The sequence below is a fragment of the Alphaproteobacteria bacterium genome (assembly GCA_039980135.1).
In the GTDB taxonomy this organism is placed as follows: Bacteria; Pseudomonadota; Alphaproteobacteria; order UBA6615; family UBA6615; genus UBA8079.
The window spans coordinates 624,386-642,953 of the sequence record JBDXCV010000009.1 but is presented as its reverse complement, the minus strand read 5'-3'; the positions used below and the strand labels follow the sequence as shown (position 1 = coordinate 642,953).

Below are 18,568 nucleotides of genomic sequence, written 5' to 3'. Positions count from 1 at the left end.
TCGCCCGGCCGAATTGATAACTGGACATGGTATTGTACGTCTCCAGTTCCATACATAAGGGATGAAGGAATATGGCGAAGTTCGTTGTGTCGTTGACCGACAAGGCGGCGACGGATGCGGCGCGGTTCGGCCCGAAGGCGGCCAATCAGGCGGCACTCGGCCATGCCGGATTGCCGACCCCGGGCGGCTTCGTGCTCGGCGCGGATGCCTATTTCCATCAGCTGGAATCCCTCGGTCTGGTGGAAGCCGCCGAACAGGCGGTGAACTTGCCGTTCATGGAATCGCGCGGGCCGATCGCCGATGTCCGTATCGGGCTGTTTTCCGAGCCCATCGCGCCGGACATCGAAGCCGAAATCCTCGACGCCTACCGCGCACTGACGGCGGAGACAGGCATGCGGCTCGCCGTACGGTCGTCCTCGCTGATGGAGGACACCGAGGGGTCGTCCTTCGCGGGGCAGTTCCAGACATTTCTCGGCATTGAGGGCGAGGAAGACTTTCTGACGGCCGTGCGCGCCTGTTGGGGCGCGCTCTGGTCGCCCCAGGCCATGCGCTACATGCAGGACAAGGAGATCAGCGCAATCGACACCGCGATGTCGGTGCTGGTCCAGCCGCTGATCGAGGCCGAAGCATCCGGTGGCGGCCTGAGCCAGACCGCCGACGGCGGCATGTCCGTCAGCGCCACGTGGGGGCTCGGCGAAGCGCTGGCCCAGGGTGAAGTGGTGCCTGACCGATACGACCTGACGGCCGAAGGCAAGCTGATCGAGGCAATTGGCGGCCAGGAATTCGAACACAGCGCCTATTGCCACGCGCATCAGGCACCGCCCCAGAATCCGATGGCGGCCGTGGCGGCGACTCAAGCGCAGGGACACGAGCACGATCACGACCATGCGCATAATCATGGTCACAACCATGACCACGACCACGACCATGACCATGATCACAGCCACGACCATGATCACGCACCGCAAAAGGACGCCGCGCCGCGCCGCCAGTGCCTGACCACGGACGAAGTTCACGAGCTCGCCCGCTATATGAAGGTGGCCGAGGAGATGATGGGCCTCTCGGTCGAGGTCGAGTGGGCCAAGGACGATGACGGGATCAAGATGCTTCAGGCGCGCCCGCTGCATGTCGAGGAGCCGATTGTACTGGACGAAGTCTGGCGCGGCCGACCGGGTCTGCGCGGTCATCCGGGCGGCATGGGCTGGGGCTCGGGCCGGGCCTGCGTGATCAACTGCGAATGCGAGATTTCACGCCTGAACCATGGCGATGTGCTGGTGACCAATGTCGCCGGACCGGCGCTGGTCGGTGTGCTCCCGCGGGTGTCGGCGATCGTCGCGGAACTGGGCGGCAGCACGTCCCATCTGGCGTCTTTGGGGCGCGAGCGCGGTATCCCGATGGTGCTCGGTGTGGCCGGTGCGACCCAGCAGATTCCCGATGGCTCGACCGTCGGGGTCGATGGGGTTGCCGGGATCGTGCGCTGGCTGAAGCCGGAGCTGAACGAGAAGAAGCCGATGCCGATGATGCATCCGGGTGAGATGCGGTCCCCTGGGTGAGCTCTATTTGAGCCCCCTCAGTGATCCATGATGATTTTCATCCGGCCCTTGGCTTCGCTGGTCAGCATGTCGAGTGCGCCGGAGAGATTCTCCAGCGGTTCGCGATCACTGATCATCGGATCCAGCTTGACCACACCGCGCTTCACCAGGTCCATTGAAGCCACAAAATCCTGACCCTTCGACGCGCGCGCGTTGAGGATCTGAATTTCCTTGAAATAGAACTGGTAGAACGGCAGTTCGGCCTTCGTCTCTGTGTAGATGCCAAAGGGCATGATCGCGCCGCCGGTTCGCACCAGGTCGAACGCCTGGCCGAGTGTCAGTACCTTGCCAACGGATTCGATCACCAGATCGGCGCCGTCGCCCTTGCAGATATCAAGGATCTTGTCCTTGATGTCGTCGCCGGGAGCCAGGGTGTAATCCGCACCGAGGGACTTGGCGAGATCGAGCTTCCACTGGGAGCGTGTGATGCCGATCACGGTGGCGCCGCGCGCCTTGGCCAGCTGCACATGAAGCTGGCCGGTCACGCCGAGACCGATCACGACCACGACATCGCCGGGGAAGATGTCCGCCATGCGATGGCCGTGCATGCAGGTGGTCAGCACCTGGATCAGCGGGACTTCATGGTCGGCGATTTCGTCGGGAACCACATAACAGTTGGCCGGGGGCACCGCCACGAGGTCGGCGAAACCACCATTGATGTCGCGCCCGATCAGGCCGCCGCGGGTGCAGATATGCTGCTGGTTGTGCAGACAGGCGTGGCAAGTGCCGCAATGATAGACCGGGTCGACCAGCACGCGCTGGCCGGCCTTGGCGTCAGTCGCGTCGTTCAGAAGCTCACCGACCATCTCATGCCCCATGACGATCGGCTTGGGTGCCGGAATGCCGCCAGTGAGAATTTTAAGGTCGGTCCCGCAAATGCCGGAACTGGTCACGCGCACCAGGGCCTCACCCTGATCCGTCGTGGGTTCGGGAATATCCCGTTGCTCGACCACGTTGGGTTCTGTGAGCACCATTGCGCGCATGGCTGTATCTCCCTGGGTATCTGCCGGCACCTGCGGCCGGGTTACTTGATCGGGTCCAGTTTTACCTGCCTATTTGAAGACGTCCGGATTGGCGGGCCACTTTGGCTGTCCGCCATTCAGGATCGTCAGGATATCGCCCGCAACGGTGGTCTGCAGGTCATCCAGCGCATCCTCGGAATAGAAGGAGGTGTGCGGATTGATGACCACATCGTCACGGCTCAGGATCGGGTCATCCTTGGCCGGCGGTTCCTGCGGCAGCACATCGAGGCCGGCGCCGGCAATCTCACCGGCGTCGAGCGCCGCGACGAGGGCCGCGGTGTCGATCAGGCCGCCGCGCGCCGTGTTCACGATAAAGGCGGAGTTCTTCATCTTCGCGAAGGCGTCGGTGGAGAACATGTTCTCGGTCGCGGGTGTCAACGGCGCGTGGACCGATACATAGTCCGAGCGTTCGAGCAGCGCGTCGAATTCGACCAGCTCCACACCTTTTTCCTTGGCGACCTCGGGTTTCACATAGGGGTCGGAAGCGATGACGTTGATCCCGAAGGCCTGGGCCTTCACGGCCACCAGCTGGGCGATATTGCCGAGGCCGACGAGGCCCAAGGTCTTGCCGCGGAAGCGCATGATCGGCACGACGGCCGGCATTTCCCAGCGACCCTGCTTGACCAGCTTGTCGGCGAGCGCGGTCTTGCGGGCGGCGGTCAGCAGCAACGCCATCGTGTGATCCGACACTTCGTCGAGGCAATATTGCGGCGCGTAGACGACCGGAATTCCCGCCGCCGTAGCGGCGTCGAGGTCGATATTGTCGAGGCCGATACCGAACCGGCCGATCGCGCCGCAACCGTCGAGCGTTTCGATGACCTTCGCGGTGATCTGGGCGTAGGTGACGAACAGCGCCTTGGCGCCCTTGGCCGCCTCGATGATGGCGTCCTCGGACGTATCGGCGGCCATACTGATGGTCGGATTGAAGCTTGCGAGTACCGTTTCGACGGGTTCCAGCGACGGGAACGGTGAATCGGCGACGGCGAAGATCGAGCTATCAGCCACGGGACCTCTCCTTTGGGATTTTCGTTGTTGAACAGTTTCTTGCCGGACTCGTATCAGTCGATCCGGGGCTTGTCCAGTTGGCCCCGCGCACGGGTTTTGTGCCGTCAGCGTGCGGCATCCGGCGGTATCGAGTAGGTGCCCGTGGCGTGTGCAATGGGGGCGTCGTCACCTTCGGAGTACAGCGTCACCTCGATCACGGCGAGCCGGCGCCCGAGTTTGATGACATTGCAGTGCGCCAGAAGGTCGACGGGTGCCGGGCGGCGCAGGAAGTTGATGTTCAGGTTGGTGGTCACGGCGAGCGTAATCTCGCCAATCGCGCCCATCAGCGCGGCGTACATGCCGAAATCCGTGAGCGCCATCATGACCGGGCCGCTGACCGTGCCGCCGGGGCGGGTAAAGTCCGTGCTAAACGGCGCCCGCACCCGTGCGCTGCCGTCGCCGATCTCCTCGGCGCGAAACCCGTAGTTGGCGGCGATCGGCAACTCGCGCTCTGTCAGGGCGTTGAACGCCTCGGGGGTGATTTTTGACATGGAACCTCGTGATTTCGCGCACCCGGTGGGCAAGATTGAGTGTTCAAACGCCTCGCCCAAGCCGAATACACATTATCAAACCCCGGCTCCTCGTGGAGCAGGATTGGACTGACCTGAAACTTCGCCTCCACACGCCATGGAGGACTATATCTATGATGCCCTGTCCCAGGCATGCCCGCGACGTGGCACGGTTTATTGACTCACGCGTCTGACAGGCGGGCGGGCGAGATCAGAACACCGAACTCCTTGCACCAGATGACGATGCTTTTGTAGGGCGACAGGTCGACACCTGCCGGTACCGGATATAACTGGCTGCCGCGAAAGTTCCGCAAACGGCCGAGATCGATTTTCTCGGCGTCGAGGAAATCCTGGCGCAAACGGATGTCGGCGTGATTCACCAGGTAGACGTGGAAGCGCGGGCCCGGGCCCACTTCGAAGTTTTCGTGAAGAAAGACAACGGCTTGCCCGGCGGGTTCACGATAAACGGACACGTCGCCCGATCCGTAGTGAACCGGGTCCATCTTGTTGGCATGTATGAATGTTCCGGAAGCCAGTTTCGTGCGTTCGATATTGGGCGTGAGCGTTTCGATCGCCACGTCGTTCAGGAACCAGAATGGATAAATGAAGATTCCCGCGCCGAAACCTGCTGCGCCGCCGGCTATCAGCCCGACGACCAAGATGATGATGAGACGTTTCATGAGGTTGCCTCGTATGTTTGAAGTATGGATCAGAGGCTGCTGTCGACGGTTAAAATCAAGGCTTCCCCCTTGCCGTCGGTGCTTCGGGATGCCGGGGCAGTCTGTCTGGTGGATGTCCGTGTGGTGTCCTGCGTCAATTTCATCTCCATGATCCGATGTGGAGCTGAAACGATATCGGCAGCGTTCCTGTGGATATAATGCTTTGTCGCTATGAATTCGATGTGTGTATCGCGATGCCGTGTCAGGTCGGCGAGAATGAACCCCACGGAATATGTGTATGCTAACTTTGATCTCTGTTTTGGTTATGGTGACGCCGCATGGAACTTCACCAGATTCGGTATTTTCTCGCAGTCGCGGAGTGTCTAAATTTCACGCGCGCCGCAGAGCACTGCCATGTTGCGCAACCATCCTTGTCGCGTGCGATTAAAAAGCTCGAAGAGGAACTAGGGGGCGATCTGTTCCGACGGGAACGCAACCGCAGCCATATGACCGAATTGGGCCGGTCCATGCTGCCTATCCTGCAGCAGTGTTTCCACAGTGCTCAGGCTGCCAAGGAACTCGCCGACAAATACGGGACCACAGAAAGTGCGCCGGTCCGAATCGGCGTGTCTCAGACGGTCAGCCCCGATTTGCTGGTCCCCATTTTCCTGGAACTTGAGCGTGCATGCCCGGGTCTGGAGCTCAGGTTTCAGCGCGGCTCCGGAGACGAAATTCTCGAAGAGTTGCGCTCCGGAAATATCGAGGTCGCCGTCACCGCGAGCACGAATCTCGACTGGGATCGGCTTGACGGATGGGTCTTGTTTGAAGAGGGATTTTCGCTGATCGTTTCGCAAGATCACGAACTCGCGCGCCAACCTGATCTGACACTTGCAGAGCTGTCCTCGGAAGCATTCCTGGCTCGCCCCTATTGTGAAAACTCGGACCAGTTGGCGGCAGTCCTGCGATCTCTCGGAATCTCAGTTCGTCATCAGCACAGCCTGTCCAATGATGAAGATTCTCTGGCGCTCATCGAAAGTGGTTTGGGTGTCGGTATCCTGCCGAAAAGTGCGGTCAGGTCCTCGACCGTTTCGACGTGTGATGTCTCGGATCTTGATATTAGCCGGACGGTGAATGTCCATGCAGTCGCGGGCCGGCAGCGAAGCACGGCAGCCTCGGGCTTGATTCAGTTGCTGCGGGCTGCTGACTGGCCAAGGATCAACGAGAAACGCGCGAGCTAGACCCGACGAATACGCCTGTGCATCTGAACCAGGCTAGCTCAGTCGATTGCCGACAAGATGTCCGGAATCTGGACTGGGTCGAAGCGTTGGCGGTAGTCGGGATTTACATAGGATTGCCGTATCACCGAGCCCTGATCGACGATGAATATCGCCGGCAGGGGAAGGAACGATGACTTGTTGTTCTGGAATATCGATAAATCGATGCCGCGCGGCTCCAGGAGAGTTCTGATTTCCTCGGAGACCGGCATCGTAAGGCCCAACTCCAAACTGTAGCCGTTGTCGATATCACTCAGAATATCGTAGCTCAGATGGAGCCGTTGTTTCAGTTCCCGGTTCCAGGTCGCGGTTTCCGGCGTGATCGACACAATTGAGCTGCCCTGTTTCTCAACAGCTGCGTTGATGTCGCCAAGAGCGGCCAGTTCCAACCAGCAGAACGGACACCAGTGTCCGCGATTGAAGCTGATCACGAGCGGACCTTTATCAAGCAAATCCCTGGATGACACGAGGCGGCCTTCCAGGTTGGGCATAAGAAACGAGGGCAAGGTGTCGCCGACTTTCGGGGCCATTGAGCCGGTTCCGAGCCGCTGCAGTTTTTCGATCAGGGACTGATAGGCGGCCCCGACATCGGGAACACGCTTGTCGAGGGCCGCATGGTAATCAGCCAGCTGCTCGCCAAGCGAATCATGGTCGGCGCGCGCCTTTTCGAAGGCCGGGTTTGGCTTCAGGGGCTTGCTCATGATGACAGCGCCTTTCAGAAACTTGCGCCAGTGTAGCTGCAAACGGCCATAGCAATTGGCTTTGGAATGCATTGTTCATCGGTATTGGAGAACCATCAACAAGGATCGCTACGTTTTCATCAACACGGCTTCTCGTGTGAACCCGATTTGGAGAATGAAAACATGGTTGATCACAACAGAATCACTGGCCCTATTAAAGCAACTCCGTTGGCTGCGTCCGGTTCCCGGCGCAGCGCCTTCAGAAAAATTGGCCTCGGCATTGCGCTGCCGATGTTTCTGCTTGGAGCCGGCGTTGCGGCCCCGAGCCTCGGCATGTCTGCGTATGCTGCGGGTACCGATGTCAAAGGTTATCTGTACACCAGCCTGAATGGAGAGGGTGTCAATCAGGTTGTTTCGTTTGAACGGCTTGTCGACGGCAACCTCGGAACTCAGAAAGCATACTCCACCAACTCGGCAGGGGGCGCGAACGTTAACGCTGGCGGAGACGCTGCGGGCGATTTCGATGCGCAGGGTGCTTTGCAGATCATCGGAGATCACCTGTTGGTGGTGAACGCCGGCGGTAACACGATCTCGGTTTTTGACGTCGACAAGTCCGATGGAGGATTGGCGCTATCGGACAATGTGAGTTCAGGTGGCGTCCGGCCCGTGAGCATTGCTTACGTGAAAAAAGCGGGCTCGAAAGACCAGTACTGGGTTGTCGTTGGCAATCAGTGGAACAACCCGAATGTGCAGAAAGGCGGGCCCGGCGAAGGTCCAATCGAGATGTATCCGAACGCGGCGTTCCACGCAGACGGCGGAGGTCATGAGCAACGGCTCGCTGAGCGGAATATATTCCTGTTCTCGTTCGATTCGAACACGGGCGCACTGACCCCCGAAAAGTCTCTGGATTCCTTCGTGGGCACCCATGGCGGTCCGACGACAGTCGCCTTCAACAATGATGGCACCAAGCTCGGGGTATCGACATGGGGTATTGCCCATTTCGGGACCAAGAATCCGACCGCCCAGAAGCCGAGCCGGGTTTATGTCTATGATTTCGACAAGGGTGCCGGAAGCGTCAGCAACGCCCGGTATTTCGAGGAACAGGGTATTGCGGGAAGCATTGGGTTCAGTTGGGACAAGACCTCCTCGACCCTTTTCGTTTCCAACTTCAATCTGACCCTCGAGAAGCGCGACAACAGCCTGACGGTCCTTCGCGACGACGGCCGATCGGTCACGAAGGTAGCGAAATTCGGGACCGGCATCGGTGACGACATCGATGAGGCATGTTGGACAACACTCAGTCCCGACGGCACGAAACTCTATCTGTCCAGTTTCGGGGGTAATTTGATCAGTGAATTCGACGTTGCACCGGGCGGCAAGGTGAGCAAGGTCGGGTCGGGTGCCGATACGACATTCGCCCGACGCAAACCCGGGACTCCCGCAGGCGATACAAAGGACATGTACATCACCGACGACGGCAAATTCATGTATGTGCTTGGCGCCTTTCAGACTTTCACAGTTTCCAGGTTCGATCTGGAATCGCCCGGGTCGCTCAAGTTTGCGCGGGAAGCCCGTGTGGGCACCGCAACCCGGTCTGGTGCTGGAGCATATAACTTTCTGGGACTGACCGGTTTTGACAAATAGGTTCGGATCCTTCCGGATTTCTGCCGTTGTAACGCCGCGCGAAATTGTCTTCGCGCGGCGATTCCCATTTGGCAGCGGCTTTTGGGCCGATAGGCGTCATGCTAAGTTTGGCAGGCTCCGAAGAGAGCAGCCACAAGAACAAATATCGGGAGTGAAGCAGCATGTTGAACGTCGCCGTCGTCGGGCTGGGCTGGTGGGGCAGCCATGTCGCCAACGCCCTGCAGGGAAACCGCAAGCTGCGCGTCGTGCGCGGCGTCGAACTCAACCCCACGGCCGCAACCCGCAAGCTCGCCAGGAATTGCGGGTTCGAGTTGACGACCGACTATGCCGAGGCGTTCAAGGACCCCAGGGTCGAGGGCGTCATCCTGACCACCCCGCACACCACCCATGAGGCGCTGCTGATGCAGGCGGCCCGGGCAAACAAGCAGATATTCTGCGAAAAACCCCTGTCGCTGACCTCTGCCAGTGCGAAGAAGATGGTCAAGGCCTGCCGCGACCGGGGGATTGTCCTCGGGCTCGGCCATGAGCGCCGCTATGAGCCGGCCTGGATGAAAATGGCCGAGATGGTCCGCAACAAGGAACTCGGTACCATCATCGCGGTCGAGGCCAACAACTCCCACGACAAGTTTACGCCGCTGAAGGCGGACAATTGGCGCGGCAACCCGAAAGATGCGCCCGCCGCCGGCTGGACCGGCATGGGCGTGCATCTGACCGACATGATGATTTCGATGTTCGGGCCGATCCAGTGGATCAATGCCGCGTCGGATCGCCGGGTACTGAACCTGCCCTCGGGCGACGTCGTGACCACCCAGTTCCAGTTCAAGGACCGCACCTTGGGGACCATCAATGTGGTGTCGAAGACGCCGTATTACGCCCGCTTCGCCGTGTTTGGCAGCAAGGGCTGGGTCGAGATCGTGGACACCGCGCACCCGGAAGACTGGGACGACACCCACATGACGATCAGCATCGCCGGGGGCAAGCGAACCCACAAGACCTACAAGCCGCGCGACACCGTGAAGATGAACTTCGAGGCCTGGGCCGACGCCGTGGCCGGCAAAAAGAAGTATATGTTCACCGACGTCGAGCGGGTCGGAAATGTCGCGGTGCTCGAGGCATTGGCCAAATCCGCCAAAAGCGGCAAGCGCGAGCGGGTCCGCAACTAGCGACAGGTCGGCGGGGCGATTGTGGTGACGCGATGAAGTTCGGATTGTTCGGTGGTGCGTCCTCGCGCCGCGGCGGCGTGGCGCGCGACAGTACGCAGGGCTACCGGGACTTCATCGGCTATGTCGAGGAGGCCGAGGAACTCGACTTCCATTCGGTGTTCCTGGTCGAGCATCACTTCACCGGCTTCGGCCAGGTTTCCGCTTCGCTGAACCTTCTGACTTACCTCGCGGCTCGTACCACGCGGATACGCCTGGGCACCGCCGTTGTTGTCCTGCCCTGGCACAACCCGGTGCTGCTCGCCGAACAGGCGGCGACGGTCGACTTGCTGTCGGGCGGGCGGCTCGATTTCGGTGTGGGCAAGGGCTACCGGGCCAACGAATTTCATGGCTTCAACGTGCCTGCGGACGATGCCCAGGAGCTGTTTGAGGAATCTCTCGAGGTAATTCGCCGCGCCTGGACGTCGGAGGAACGCTTCACCCATATCGGCAAGCACTGGACATTCCAGGACATCGTCGTTGAACCGCCGCCGATCCAGCGGCCGCACCCGCCCATGTGGCTGGCGGCCGGAAGCCCGGGCGGCTTGAACTGGGCGGCGGACAATGATTTCAACCTGCTGCTCGACCAGATCGCGTCGTTCGACCTGATACAGCAGCGTTTCGACACCTATCGGCATGCGGTCGAGACTTCGGGGCGGAGTTTTGACCCGATGAATGTGGCCGTCGCGCGCGCCTTGCACATCACCCACAGCGAGACCGAACGGGAGCAGGCCCACCAGCAACGCGCGCGGCTGCTCAGCGGAATCTCGCGCCTGTCGCGCATCCGCGAGGGCGGCGGGCCGCAATCCACGATGCTGCAATACAACGACACGCGGTTGGCCACCGAAGAAGGTGCGTTGATCGGTCCGCCCGAGGAGATCGTCGAGCGCCTCCAGCGCATGCGCGCGGGCGGCATCGAATATGTGCTGTTGATTGATATTACCGGCTCGCGGGACTCCCTGCGCCTGTTCCGCGACGAAGTCATGCCGAAGCTGGGGTAATGCAAAACGGGCCGCGCTGGTGTGCGCGGCCCACTGCATTTCGGGGAATGTAGTTCCCGTTACCTGGATTTCACGACCTTGTTGCGCTGCTCGCCGAGGCTCTCGATGCCCATGGTCACGACATCGCCCGCCCGGAGATATTTCGGGTTCTTCTGGCCATAGGCCACGCCCTGGGGTGTGCCGGTGAAGATGATGTCGCCCGGATAGAGCGTGATCGTCTTGCTCAGGTTCGAGATGATCGTCTTGCAGTCGTAGATCATGTCCTTGGTGTTGTTGTCCTGCTTGCGGACACCATTCACCTCGAGCCACATGTGCAGGTTGTTCGGGTTCGCCACCTCGTCGGCGGTCAGCAGCCACGGGCCGATCGGCGCGAAGGTGTCGGGGCTCTTGCCCTTGATCCACTGCAGGCCACCGCGCTCGATCAGATATTCTCGCTCGGAGACCTCGTTGCCTGCGAAATAGCCCGCGACGTATTTGAGGGCGTCCTTCTTGGTCACATGCTTGGCCTTGCGGCCCATAATCAGGCAAAGCTCGACTTCCCAGTCGGTCTTCACGGAGCCCTTCGGCAGCACGATGTTGTCGCGGTGGCCGGTGGGCGGGCAGGTCTTGGTGAAGACGAAAGGCTCGGACGGGATCGCCGCATTGGCTTCCGCGGCGTGTTCCTTGTAGTTCAGCGCGATGGCGAAGACCCGGCGCTCGACGACCGGCGGGCCGAGGCGCGGGTTGCCCTTGACCAGCGGCAGGCGCTTGGGATCGCGCTTGCGGATCGCCGCGAGGCCCTTGGGCGAGAGGGTCTCGGCGTTGATGTCGTCAACGACCCTGGAAAGATCGCGAAGCTTGCCGTCGGCGTCGATGAGGCCGGGCTTTTCCTTGCCACTTGGGCCGAAGCGTACGAGTTTCATGTTGAGTCTCCCCCTGATGTTGACTGGCGCCGCGCGTGAACACGATCAGGCCATCGGATTGCTTGCGCGTGTTGTAGCGGTCCGGGGAGAGCTTGCAAACCGTTCGTTTGCGCGCGTTTACACAGTTTCGTCAGCTATTTTTGCGCGCTCTTCGCGGCGCGTTCGCGGAATCGTTTCAGATCGAGGGTCGCGCTGTCGCCGAGCCACATCGCGTAGGTCGAATGGTCCGTGAGATCGTCGCCGGTCTCGGGATGCACAAGGATCGTCAGGTTGCGGCGGTTCAGGGCGAGCCAGGGCACGATATCGCCGAACAGTTCGGGGCTGAACGCGACCTGATAACTCCAGAACGGGTGCGGCCCGACCGGCTTGTCGTGCCAGCGGCCGAGGACGACATCGTCGTAGCGCGAGTCGATTTCCGCCCGCAAAGCCTCGGCTTCCGCCTTGGTGTCGGCATCGTAGTAAACATGGGCGTGAAAGCCTTCTGGCGTCGGTGTATCTGCGTTCATGCGGTCAACATAGTCGGACCTTGCTGTGCGTCAATATTGCGAAGCCCGGCCAAACGCTTAAATTCTCGGGGCTTTTGGTTGACGGCGTGCGAGTGGGCTTGGTTTACTCGCGCACGACCGTCACGTCCGGGACTTGATCCGGACGGTATTCGATCCGCGGCAAGCAGTGCGCTGCGGAGTTGTGTGTCCCGGAAAGACGGTCATGCGGGACGCGGGCGCCAACAGGAGATGCGCCGTGACTTCCTTGGGGTCCGAGCCGGCGATCCTCGACGCGCATCCGCGCGACCGGGGGCAGGTTCTCGATCATTTCAACTGGGTGCGCGGCGAGACCGAACGCCTCGCGGAGCCGTTGTCGGCCGAAGATCAGGTCGTGCAGTCGATGCCCGATGCGAGCCCGACCAAATGGCATCGCGCCCATATCACCTGGTTCTTCGAGACCATGATCCTGCGCGACTTTGCGGCGGATTATGCGCCGCTCGATCCGCACTATCAGTTTCTCTTCAATTCCTACTACGACGCCGTTGGCGCGCGTCATCCGCGCCCGGAACGTGGCTTGCTGACCCGCCCCACGGCGGTGCAGGTGAAGGCCTACCGTGACCATGTCGACGCTGCGATGCGGGCCCTGATCACGGATGCCGATGTGGCAACCTGGGACAGAGTCGCGCCGCTCATCGCGCTGGGCCTGCATCACGAACAGCAGCATCAGGAGTTGATCCTGATGGATATACTCCATGCGTTTTCGCACAACAGCGTCGCGCCGGCCTATCAGGCCTATCGCGCCGCCCCGGCGCGCAAGACGCCGGAATTGCGCTGGTTCGATCATGACGGCGGGCTGGTCGAGATCGGCCATGACGGCGCCGAATTCGCCTTCGACAATGAGGGGCCACGCCACAGCGTCCACCTGGCGCCGTTCCGGCTGGCGTCCCGGCTGGTGACGAATGGTGAGTGGAAGGCATTCATGGCCGACAACGGTTATGGCCGCCCGGAACTCTGGCTGTCCGATGGCTGGGCCGCGGTCGGCGAAAACGGCTGGGATGCGCCGCTCTACTGGCAATTGCTCGACGGCGAGTGGTGCGCCATGTCCCTGTCGGGCCTGCAGCCGGTCAACGACCAGGCACCGGTCTGCCATGTCAGTCTCTATGAGGCGGATGCCTATGCGCGTTGGGCCGGCAAGCGCCTGCCGCGGGAAGGCGAGTGGGAGGTATTTGCCCGCGATCAGCCGGTGGCAGGGAATTTTGTCGGGTCCGGCTTGTTGCGGGCCGCGCCGGCGCCCGGCGAGATGACAGACCGGCCGGAACAGATGTTTGGTGACGCCTGGGAGTGGACCCAGAGCCCCTATGTCCCATATCCCGGTTTCAAGCCCCTGTCGGGTGCCGTCGGTGAGTACAACGGAAAATTCATGGCCAATCAGTTTGTCTTGCGCGGCGGTGCCTGCGTAACCCCGGAAGGGCACACCCGCGCCACTTACCGGAACTTCTTCTATCCCGCGATGCGCTGGGTGTTCGCCGGCGTACGCCTGGCGGACGATGCGGACGGAGCCTCACATTGAGCGGCGCGACGGCGGAAAGTCTCGGCCCGCTCCACGACTATGTGGAGTATGATCACGCGGCGGACAGTTTTCTTGATGACGTGCTCGCGGGGCTGGCGCTCCCGCAGAAGAAGCTGTCGAGCAAGTATTTCTATGACGAGCGCGGTTCACAGCTTTTCGATGCGATCTGCGAACTGCCGGAGTATTACCCGACCCGCACGGAGACGGCGCTGTTGCGCGATCACGCGGCCGAGTTCGCCGAGCTGATCGGCGCCAATGCCACTGTTGTCGAGTTCGGCAGCGGGTCGAGCACCAAGATCCGGATCTTGCTGGATGCGCTCGAAACACCAGCGGCCTACATCCCCGTCGACATCTCGCGCGATCACCTGCTGGAATCGGCGAAGTCGTTGGCGGATGCCTATCCCGACCTGCCCGTGGTGCCGATCGCGGCGGATTACACCCAGCCGTTCGATGTGCCGGAGATCGCGGGCGAGGCCGCCCGGATCGGTTTCTTTCCCGGTTCGACGATCGGCAATTTCACGCGACCGGCGGCGGTCGAGTTCCTGCGCGCCGCGGCCACCGATCTGGGCACCGATAACGGGCTTCTGATTGGTGTCGATCTGCGTAAGGACGTGGGCGTTTTGCACGCCGCCTACAATGATGCCGCCGGCGTGACAGGTGAGTTCAACCTGAACGTCCTGCGCCGGGTGAATGACGAGCTTGGCGGCAACTTCAACCTGGATGCCTTCACCCATGATGCGCGCTGGATACCGGACCAGGGCCGTATCGAGATGCATCTGGTGAGCGACTGGGACCAGGAGGTCCGGGTGGACGGCCAAAACTTCAGCTTTGCGGCCGGGGAATCGATCCACACAGAAGATTCCCACAAATACGATGTGGACGAGTTTCACGCGCTGGCGGCGAAGGCCGGCTGGCGCGCCTTCCGTCACTGGACAGACGCGCGCAACTTGTTCTCACTGCACTATCTGCGGGTGGCGTAGGGCACTAACTGACGACGATTTGGCGCCAGGAAACCCGAGCCATGAAAACCCGCGTCGCGCGCATACACGAATATGGCGACCCCGAGGTCATCAGGATCGAGACCGATGCGCTGCCCTTGCCGGGGCCGGGCGAGGTCGTGCTCAGGCAGAGTGCCGCAGCGATCCATTTCGCGGATTCATACATGCGCCAGGGGCGTTACTTCCTGAAACCACCCCTGCCGACCGTGCTTGGCATTGAAGGTGTCGGGACGATCGCGGCGGTCGGCGATGGCGTGGCGGATTACGAGACCGGCGATCGCGCTGCGTATCTGTTCAACGCGGGCGCCTATGCCGACGCGCGGATCGTCCCCGCTGCCGACCTGTATGTGCCGCCGGCCGAACTCGACGACGCGACCGTGGTTGCCGCCTTCGTGCGCACCATGACCGCCCAGTATCTGCTGCGCCGGCTCTACCGGGTGCAAGCGGGAGAAACAGTTCTTGTTCATTCCGCCGCGGGTGGTATGGGCAGCCTGCTGGCCCAATGGGCGACGCATCTGGGTGCGACGGTCATCGGCACGGTCGGCTCGCCCGATAAGTTCCGGACGGCAGAGAAAAATGGCTGCGCCCATGTGATCGATTACATGAAAGAGGATTTCGCCGACGCCGTTCTCGACATAACCGGCGGCGCGGGGGTGCCGGTCGTTTTCGATGCGGTCGGGGCTGACACCTATCACGGCAATCTGCGTGCCCTCGCCCCGCGCGGCTGGTTCGTCAATTACGGCCACGCGTCCGGCCCGCCGCCGATCGACGCGCTGGAGCTCAACCAGAAGTCCCTGATCTTCACCAAGGCGTCGATGAAGGACTACACGGCCACGCCGGAAGAGAAAGCAGCGATGATGGAAGAGGTTGTGGCGGCAATCTCCGGCGGGACGATAAAGGCGAACATTACCGGTACCTACGAACTTGCGAACATCGCCGAGGCGCACGCGGCGCTGGATTCCCGCACCACGACCGGTGCGCTGGTGGTTGTCTTCGAGCACGCCTCCAACGTGTGACCGCGGTCACTTCAAATTGTCTTGTTCGCCATTATCTTCAATAATTGAAGAGCACGGGATACGGGGACGAGCGCAACGATGATTTCCTGCATCCATCCGATCTTCCCGGCGTCGTTCAGCCTGATCGGCGCGGGCGGTCGCGGACATAAATGAGGAGTATCTTCATGATCCATTTCCCCACCGCGAATCGAAGCTGGATCGCCGCGCCTGTCTTCCTGGTGGCAAGTTTTCTCGCGTCGGCCACCCAGGCCGGCCCGAGCGCCATCGTGGAGGATATCGAGGCGGCCGGATCGAAGCTGGCGTTCATGGATTATGTCGAGCCGGGTGATGTTGTTCAGCTTGCGGCGGGTGAACGGCTGGTGCTGGGTTACTTCGCGAGTTGTACGCAGGAAACCATCGTTGGCGGCACTATCACGGTCGGCCTGCAGGGCAGTGAGATCGCCGGTGGCAATGTGCGGCGGGTGACGGTGCCCTGTGATACCGGCCAGGTCGAACTCGGCGAAGGACAGACCAACAACAGCGGGGTCGTGGCGTTTCGCAGCGGGTCGGGCAAGGCCGCCGCAAAATCCCTGCCGGCATTGACCATCCATGGCCTGAGCCCGCTGGTGCGCAGCGAGGTTGCCGGGACCTTGACCATCGAACGTGTCGATCAGGCGGGCGCGCCGATCGAGACCGTTATCCGCCGCGGTGCGAATGACCTGGCGACGCGGGACATCACCCTGGCCGCAGGGGGGCTCTATCGCGCTCGGTTGAAGGCGGGCACCGAAAGTCATGAAATTATCTTCGACATCGATGCGTTCGCGGAGGCCGGCGATCAGCCAAAGCTTTCACGTCTGATCCGTTTCTAAATTGGCGCGATTGAAAGCCCTGATTGCAGCTGCATTGGCGGCCACAGCCGCAACGGTTGCGGTATCCGGGCCGTGGTCGAGTACGCTGGACGGCCTGTCAACGGACAGCCTCGTCTGGTTGCGTCAGGCCGTGTTCGGTCCCCAGTTTGAGCGGTCTGAATCGCCGACCGTCGTGATCGCCATCGACGAGGAAACCTATCGGCGTGCGCCCTTTGACAACATTCCGAAGGTGATGTGGACCGGGGAGATCGCCCAGGTGTTCGATGCCGTCGCCGAAGCTGATGCCGCGGTTATCGGCATGGATATCATCCTGCCCACGAGCGTGGCCTCCCAGATACGCGGGTTCGATCGGGAATTCCTGCAGAGCCTGCGCCGGCTCGGTCGCGCGGGGGAGATTGTGCTCAGCAAGGTGCAGCACTCAACGCAACCGATTCTTCCCAATGTCGGCCAACGTTTTGCGGTCGGCCATGGGGCAAACATCCGGGCCGCGAATCTTTACTCCGACGCAGATGGAATCGTGCGGGGTGTGCCGGTCAGCCTCGCGCGCGCGGGTGGCGACGAGGTGCCGCAGTTCGAACCCTCTTTGGCCCTCGAACTCGCCGCACGTGCGCTCGGTGAGCGACTGATTTTCGATGATACCGGCCATGCGCACCTGGATGGTGCGCCATTGCCGACCGTGACGGGCAACAACATGCTGATCAACTTTGACGATGATCAGCGGGGCATTCCGACTTACTCCTTCGCCGACCTGCATGCCTGCGCCCAGGCGGGGGACCGTGACTTCTTCGCACGGCATTTTGCCGGAAAGGTCGTCCTGTTCGGCGCGGTCCTCGATGTCGAGGATCGAAAACTTTCATCGCTCCGGTTCGCCACGGCGCCCGACCTTGCGGCGTTCGCACCCCGCTGTACTCTTGATGAACTCCCCGGTGTGCTCGACCCGGGGATCACGCGCGACAGCGTTCCCGGCGTCTATATGCACGCGTTCGCGGTGAATAATCTGCTGCACGGAAATCTTCTGGCCCAGGCCGGACCTGGCGCGACGGGAATGATTACCCTGGCGCTGGCCACCGTCGTCGGCGTCGCCACGATCTGGTTCAGCGCGTGGCTTGCCGGCACGTTGGCGGTTCTGGTCGCTGGCCTGTGGGTGGGCGCGGCGGTGGTGCTTTTCCACAAGGGGCTGGTGGTCCCGCTTTATGACCCGCCCATCGCCGTTGCGATCGTCTTTGCGCTGATGGGGGCGTACCGGTTCACCGTTGCCGATCGCGACAAGCGGATGCTGCGCCGGATGTTCGGGCTTTATCTCGCGCCCTCGATCATCGAGCAGATGGTGGAGCGCAACGAGATGCCGGCGCTGGGCGGCGAGACGCGCGAGCTGACAGTATTCTTCTCCGACCTCGCCAGTTTCGCAACCCTGTCGGAAGGCATCAGTCCCGGAAACCTGGTCCGGATCCTGAACGAGTATCTGTCGGCGATGACCGACGTCATCGAGCGGCATGGCGGTTTCGTAGACAAGTATATCGGGGACGCCATCGTCGCCGTCTTTGGTGCCCCCCATCATGATGCCAATCATGCCGACAACGCGGTCGCCGCCGCAATGGAATGTCAGCGCCGGATCGAGGATCTCAACCGTGACATGAAGGCTGACCATGACATCGAGCTGAACCAGCGCATCGGAATCAATACGGGCCGCATTCTCGTCGGCAATATCGGGTCCGCGCGCCGTTTCAACTACACGGTGATGGGCGATGCCGTGAATTTGGCCGCGCGCCTCGAGGGTGCGAACAAGGCCTATGGTTCCAATATTCTGGTATCCGATTCTACCGTCGCGCGGTGCCGCGCGGCAGTCGAGTTTCGCACGATCGATCACGTGCGCGTTGTGGGCCGGGCGGAGCCGGTGGGTCTGTGTTCGCCGGCGGAGGGGACATCGGCCGGGACGCGTTCGGTGTATGCGCAGGCGTTGGCGGACTACGCGGCCGGTCGGTTCGAGGCGGCGGCGGCGCTGTGGGAAACGATTTCCGCTGAAGATTCGCCGGCGGCGGCGATGGCGGCGCGCGCCCGGAGGCTTGCGGCCGAGCCGCCGGAAGCCTGGGACGGCGTCTATGCGCTCGATGCGAAATAGGGTGGT

General features: G+C 61.6%; 17 protein-coding genes. 10 read left to right on the top strand and 7 right to left on the bottom strand.

Annotated features, from left to right (window positions below; translation table 11 throughout):
• The first annotated feature begins 71 nt into the window (after positions 1-71).
• Positions 72-1,553 (top strand): PEP/pyruvate-binding domain-containing protein, encoded by a 1,482-nt coding sequence (locus ABJ363_13545; protein ID MEP4380022.1) that lies wholly within the window; start codon positions 72-74, stop codon positions 1,551-1,553.
• A gap of 17 nt (positions 1,554-1,570) precedes the next feature.
• On the opposite strand, the gene ABJ363_13540 is transcribed toward ABJ363_13545, so the two are convergent.
• The 4 genes from ABJ363_13540 to ABJ363_13525 all read right to left on the bottom strand — a co-directional run bounded on the left by ABJ363_13540 (position 1,571) and on the right by ABJ363_13525 (position 4,847).
• Positions 1,571-2,575, bottom strand: a complete 1,005-nt coding sequence (locus ABJ363_13540) for a zinc-binding dehydrogenase (GenBank protein MEP4380021.1) — start codon at positions 2,573-2,575, stop codon at positions 1,571-1,573.
• 69 nt (positions 2,576-2,644) lie between these two features.
• Positions 2,645-3,619, bottom strand: a complete 975-nt coding sequence (locus ABJ363_13535) for a C-terminal binding protein (GenBank protein MEP4380020.1) — start codon at positions 3,617-3,619, stop codon at positions 2,645-2,647.
• A gap of 104 nt (positions 3,620-3,723) precedes the next feature.
• A complete protein-coding gene (locus ABJ363_13530) occupies positions 3,724-4,149 on the bottom strand; it encodes a PaaI family thioesterase (protein ID MEP4380019.1) in 426 nt (141 codons plus the stop codon).
• Between the two features lie 200 nt (positions 4,150-4,349).
• Positions 4,350-4,847 carry a DM13 domain-containing protein gene (locus ABJ363_13525; protein ID MEP4380018.1) on the bottom strand — a complete coding sequence of 166 codons (498 nt, stop codon included), beginning with the start codon at positions 4,845-4,847 and terminating at the stop codon, positions 4,350-4,352.
• A 317-nt stretch (positions 4,848-5,164) separates the two neighbouring features.
• Here ABJ363_13525 and ABJ363_13520 point away from each other — a divergent pair, with 317 nt between their 5' ends.
• The gene (locus ABJ363_13520) at positions 5,165-6,064 is read left to right on the top strand and encodes a LysR family transcriptional regulator (protein ID MEP4380017.1); all 900 of its coding nucleotides are present in this window, start codon (positions 5,165-5,167) and stop codon (positions 6,062-6,064) included.
• 38 nt (positions 6,065-6,102) lie between these two features.
• Here the strand turns inward: ABJ363_13520 and ABJ363_13515 are convergent, their stop codons facing one another.
• Positions 6,103-6,801 (bottom strand): peroxiredoxin-like family protein, encoded by a 699-nt coding sequence (locus ABJ363_13515; protein ID MEP4380016.1) that lies wholly within the window; start codon positions 6,799-6,801, stop codon positions 6,103-6,105.
• 162 nt (positions 6,802-6,963) lie between these two features.
• On the opposite strand from ABJ363_13515, the gene ABJ363_13510 reads away from it, so the two are divergent.
• The 3 genes from ABJ363_13510 to ABJ363_13500 all read left to right on the top strand — a co-directional run bounded on the left by ABJ363_13510 (position 6,964) and on the right by ABJ363_13500 (position 10,624).
• The gene (locus ABJ363_13510) at positions 6,964-8,424 is read left to right on the top strand and encodes a hypothetical protein (protein ID MEP4380015.1); all 1,461 of its coding nucleotides are present in this window, start codon (positions 6,964-6,966) and stop codon (positions 8,422-8,424) included.
• Positions 8,425-8,585: 161 nt separating this feature from the next.
• Positions 8,586-9,587 (top strand): Gfo/Idh/MocA family oxidoreductase, encoded by a 1,002-nt coding sequence (locus ABJ363_13505; protein MEP4380014.1) that lies wholly within the window; start codon positions 8,586-8,588, stop codon positions 9,585-9,587.
• Between the two features lie 32 nt (positions 9,588-9,619).
• Complete coding sequence (locus ABJ363_13500) at positions 9,620-10,624, top strand: LLM class flavin-dependent oxidoreductase (protein MEP4380013.1); 1,005 nt, start codon at positions 9,620-9,622, stop codon at positions 10,622-10,624.
• Between the two features lie 59 nt (positions 10,625-10,683).
• Here ABJ363_13500 and ABJ363_13495 read toward each other — a convergent pair whose 3' ends face one another.
• Positions 10,684-11,526 carry a fumarylacetoacetate hydrolase family protein gene (locus ABJ363_13495; protein ID MEP4380012.1) on the bottom strand — a complete coding sequence of 281 codons (843 nt, stop codon included), beginning with the start codon at positions 11,524-11,526 and terminating at the stop codon, positions 10,684-10,686.
• A gap of 134 nt (positions 11,527-11,660) precedes the next feature.
• Positions 11,661-12,032, bottom strand: coding sequence for a DOPA 4,5-dioxygenase family protein (locus ABJ363_13490; protein ID MEP4380011.1), 372 nt, complete (start codon positions 12,030-12,032; stop codon positions 11,661-11,663).
• Between the two features lie 235 nt (positions 12,033-12,267).
• Here ABJ363_13490 and egtB point away from each other — a divergent pair, with 235 nt between their 5' ends.
• From egtB to ABJ363_13465, 5 genes are all read left to right on the top strand, one after another.
• On the top strand, positions 12,268-13,581 hold the full coding sequence (gene egtB, locus ABJ363_13485) for an ergothioneine biosynthesis protein EgtB (protein MEP4380010.1): 1,314 nt from the start codon (positions 12,268-12,270) through the stop codon (positions 13,579-13,581).
• A complete protein-coding gene (gene egtD / locus ABJ363_13480; GenBank protein ID MEP4380009.1) occupies positions 13,578-14,561 on the top strand; it encodes an L-histidine N(alpha)-methyltransferase in 984 nt (327 codons plus the stop codon). Before egtB ends, egtD begins: the two co-directional genes overlap by 4 nt.
• A gap of 41 nt (positions 14,562-14,602) precedes the next feature.
• Positions 14,603-15,595, top strand: coding sequence for a quinone oxidoreductase (locus tag ABJ363_13475; GenBank protein ID MEP4380008.1), 993 nt, complete (start codon positions 14,603-14,605; stop codon positions 15,593-15,595).
• Positions 15,596-15,759: 164 nt separating this feature from the next.
• Positions 15,760-16,443, top strand: a complete 684-nt coding sequence (locus ABJ363_13470) for a hypothetical protein (GenBank protein ID MEP4380007.1) — start codon at positions 15,760-15,762, stop codon at positions 16,441-16,443.
• 34 nt (positions 16,444-16,477) lie between these two features.
• The gene (locus tag ABJ363_13465; protein ID MEP4380006.1) at positions 16,478-18,562 is read left to right on the top strand and encodes an adenylate/guanylate cyclase domain-containing protein; all 2,085 of its coding nucleotides are present in this window, start codon (positions 16,478-16,480) and stop codon (positions 18,560-18,562) included.
• Positions 18,563-18,568: the final 6 nt, after the last annotated feature.

Excerpts from the sequence above, each read along its gene's own strand:
- ABJ363_13545 (MEP4380022.1), top strand. The coding sequence starts at position 72 with ATGGCGAAGTTCGTTGTGTCGTTGACCGACAAGGCGGCGACGGATGCG.
- ABJ363_13540 (MEP4380021.1), bottom strand. The coding sequence starts at position 2,575 with ATGCGCGCAATGGTGCTCACAGAACCCAACGTGGTCGAGCAACGGGAT.
- ABJ363_13530 (MEP4380019.1), bottom strand. The coding sequence starts at position 4,149 with ATGTCAAAAATCACCCCCGAGGCGTTCAACGCCCTGACAGAGCGCGAG.
- ABJ363_13525 (MEP4380018.1), bottom strand. The coding sequence starts at position 4,847 with ATGAAACGTCTCATCATCATCTTGGTCGTCGGGCTGATAGCCGGCGGC.
- ABJ363_13520 (MEP4380017.1), top strand. The coding sequence starts at position 5,165 with ATGGAACTTCACCAGATTCGGTATTTTCTCGCAGTCGCGGAGTGTCTA.
- ABJ363_13515 (MEP4380016.1), bottom strand. The coding sequence starts at position 6,801 with ATGAGCAAGCCCCTGAAGCCAAACCCGGCCTTCGAAAAGGCGCGCGCC.
- ABJ363_13510 (MEP4380015.1), top strand. The coding sequence starts at position 6,964 with ATGGTTGATCACAACAGAATCACTGGCCCTATTAAAGCAACTCCGTTG.
- ABJ363_13505 (MEP4380014.1), top strand. The coding sequence starts at position 8,586 with ATGTTGAACGTCGCCGTCGTCGGGCTGGGCTGGTGGGGCAGCCATGTC.
- ABJ363_13500 (MEP4380013.1), top strand. The coding sequence starts at position 9,620 with ATGAAGTTCGGATTGTTCGGTGGTGCGTCCTCGCGCCGCGGCGGCGTG.
- ABJ363_13495 (MEP4380012.1), bottom strand. The coding sequence starts at position 11,526 with ATGAAACTCGTACGCTTCGGCCCAAGTGGCAAGGAAAAGCCCGGCCTC.
- ABJ363_13490 (MEP4380011.1), bottom strand. The coding sequence starts at position 12,032 with ATGAACGCAGATACACCGACGCCAGAAGGCTTTCACGCCCATGTTTAC.
- ABJ363_13475 (MEP4380008.1), top strand. The coding sequence starts at position 14,603 with ATGAAAACCCGCGTCGCGCGCATACACGAATATGGCGACCCCGAGGTC.
- ABJ363_13470 (MEP4380007.1), top strand. The coding sequence starts at position 15,760 with ATGATCCATTTCCCCACCGCGAATCGAAGCTGGATCGCCGCGCCTGTC.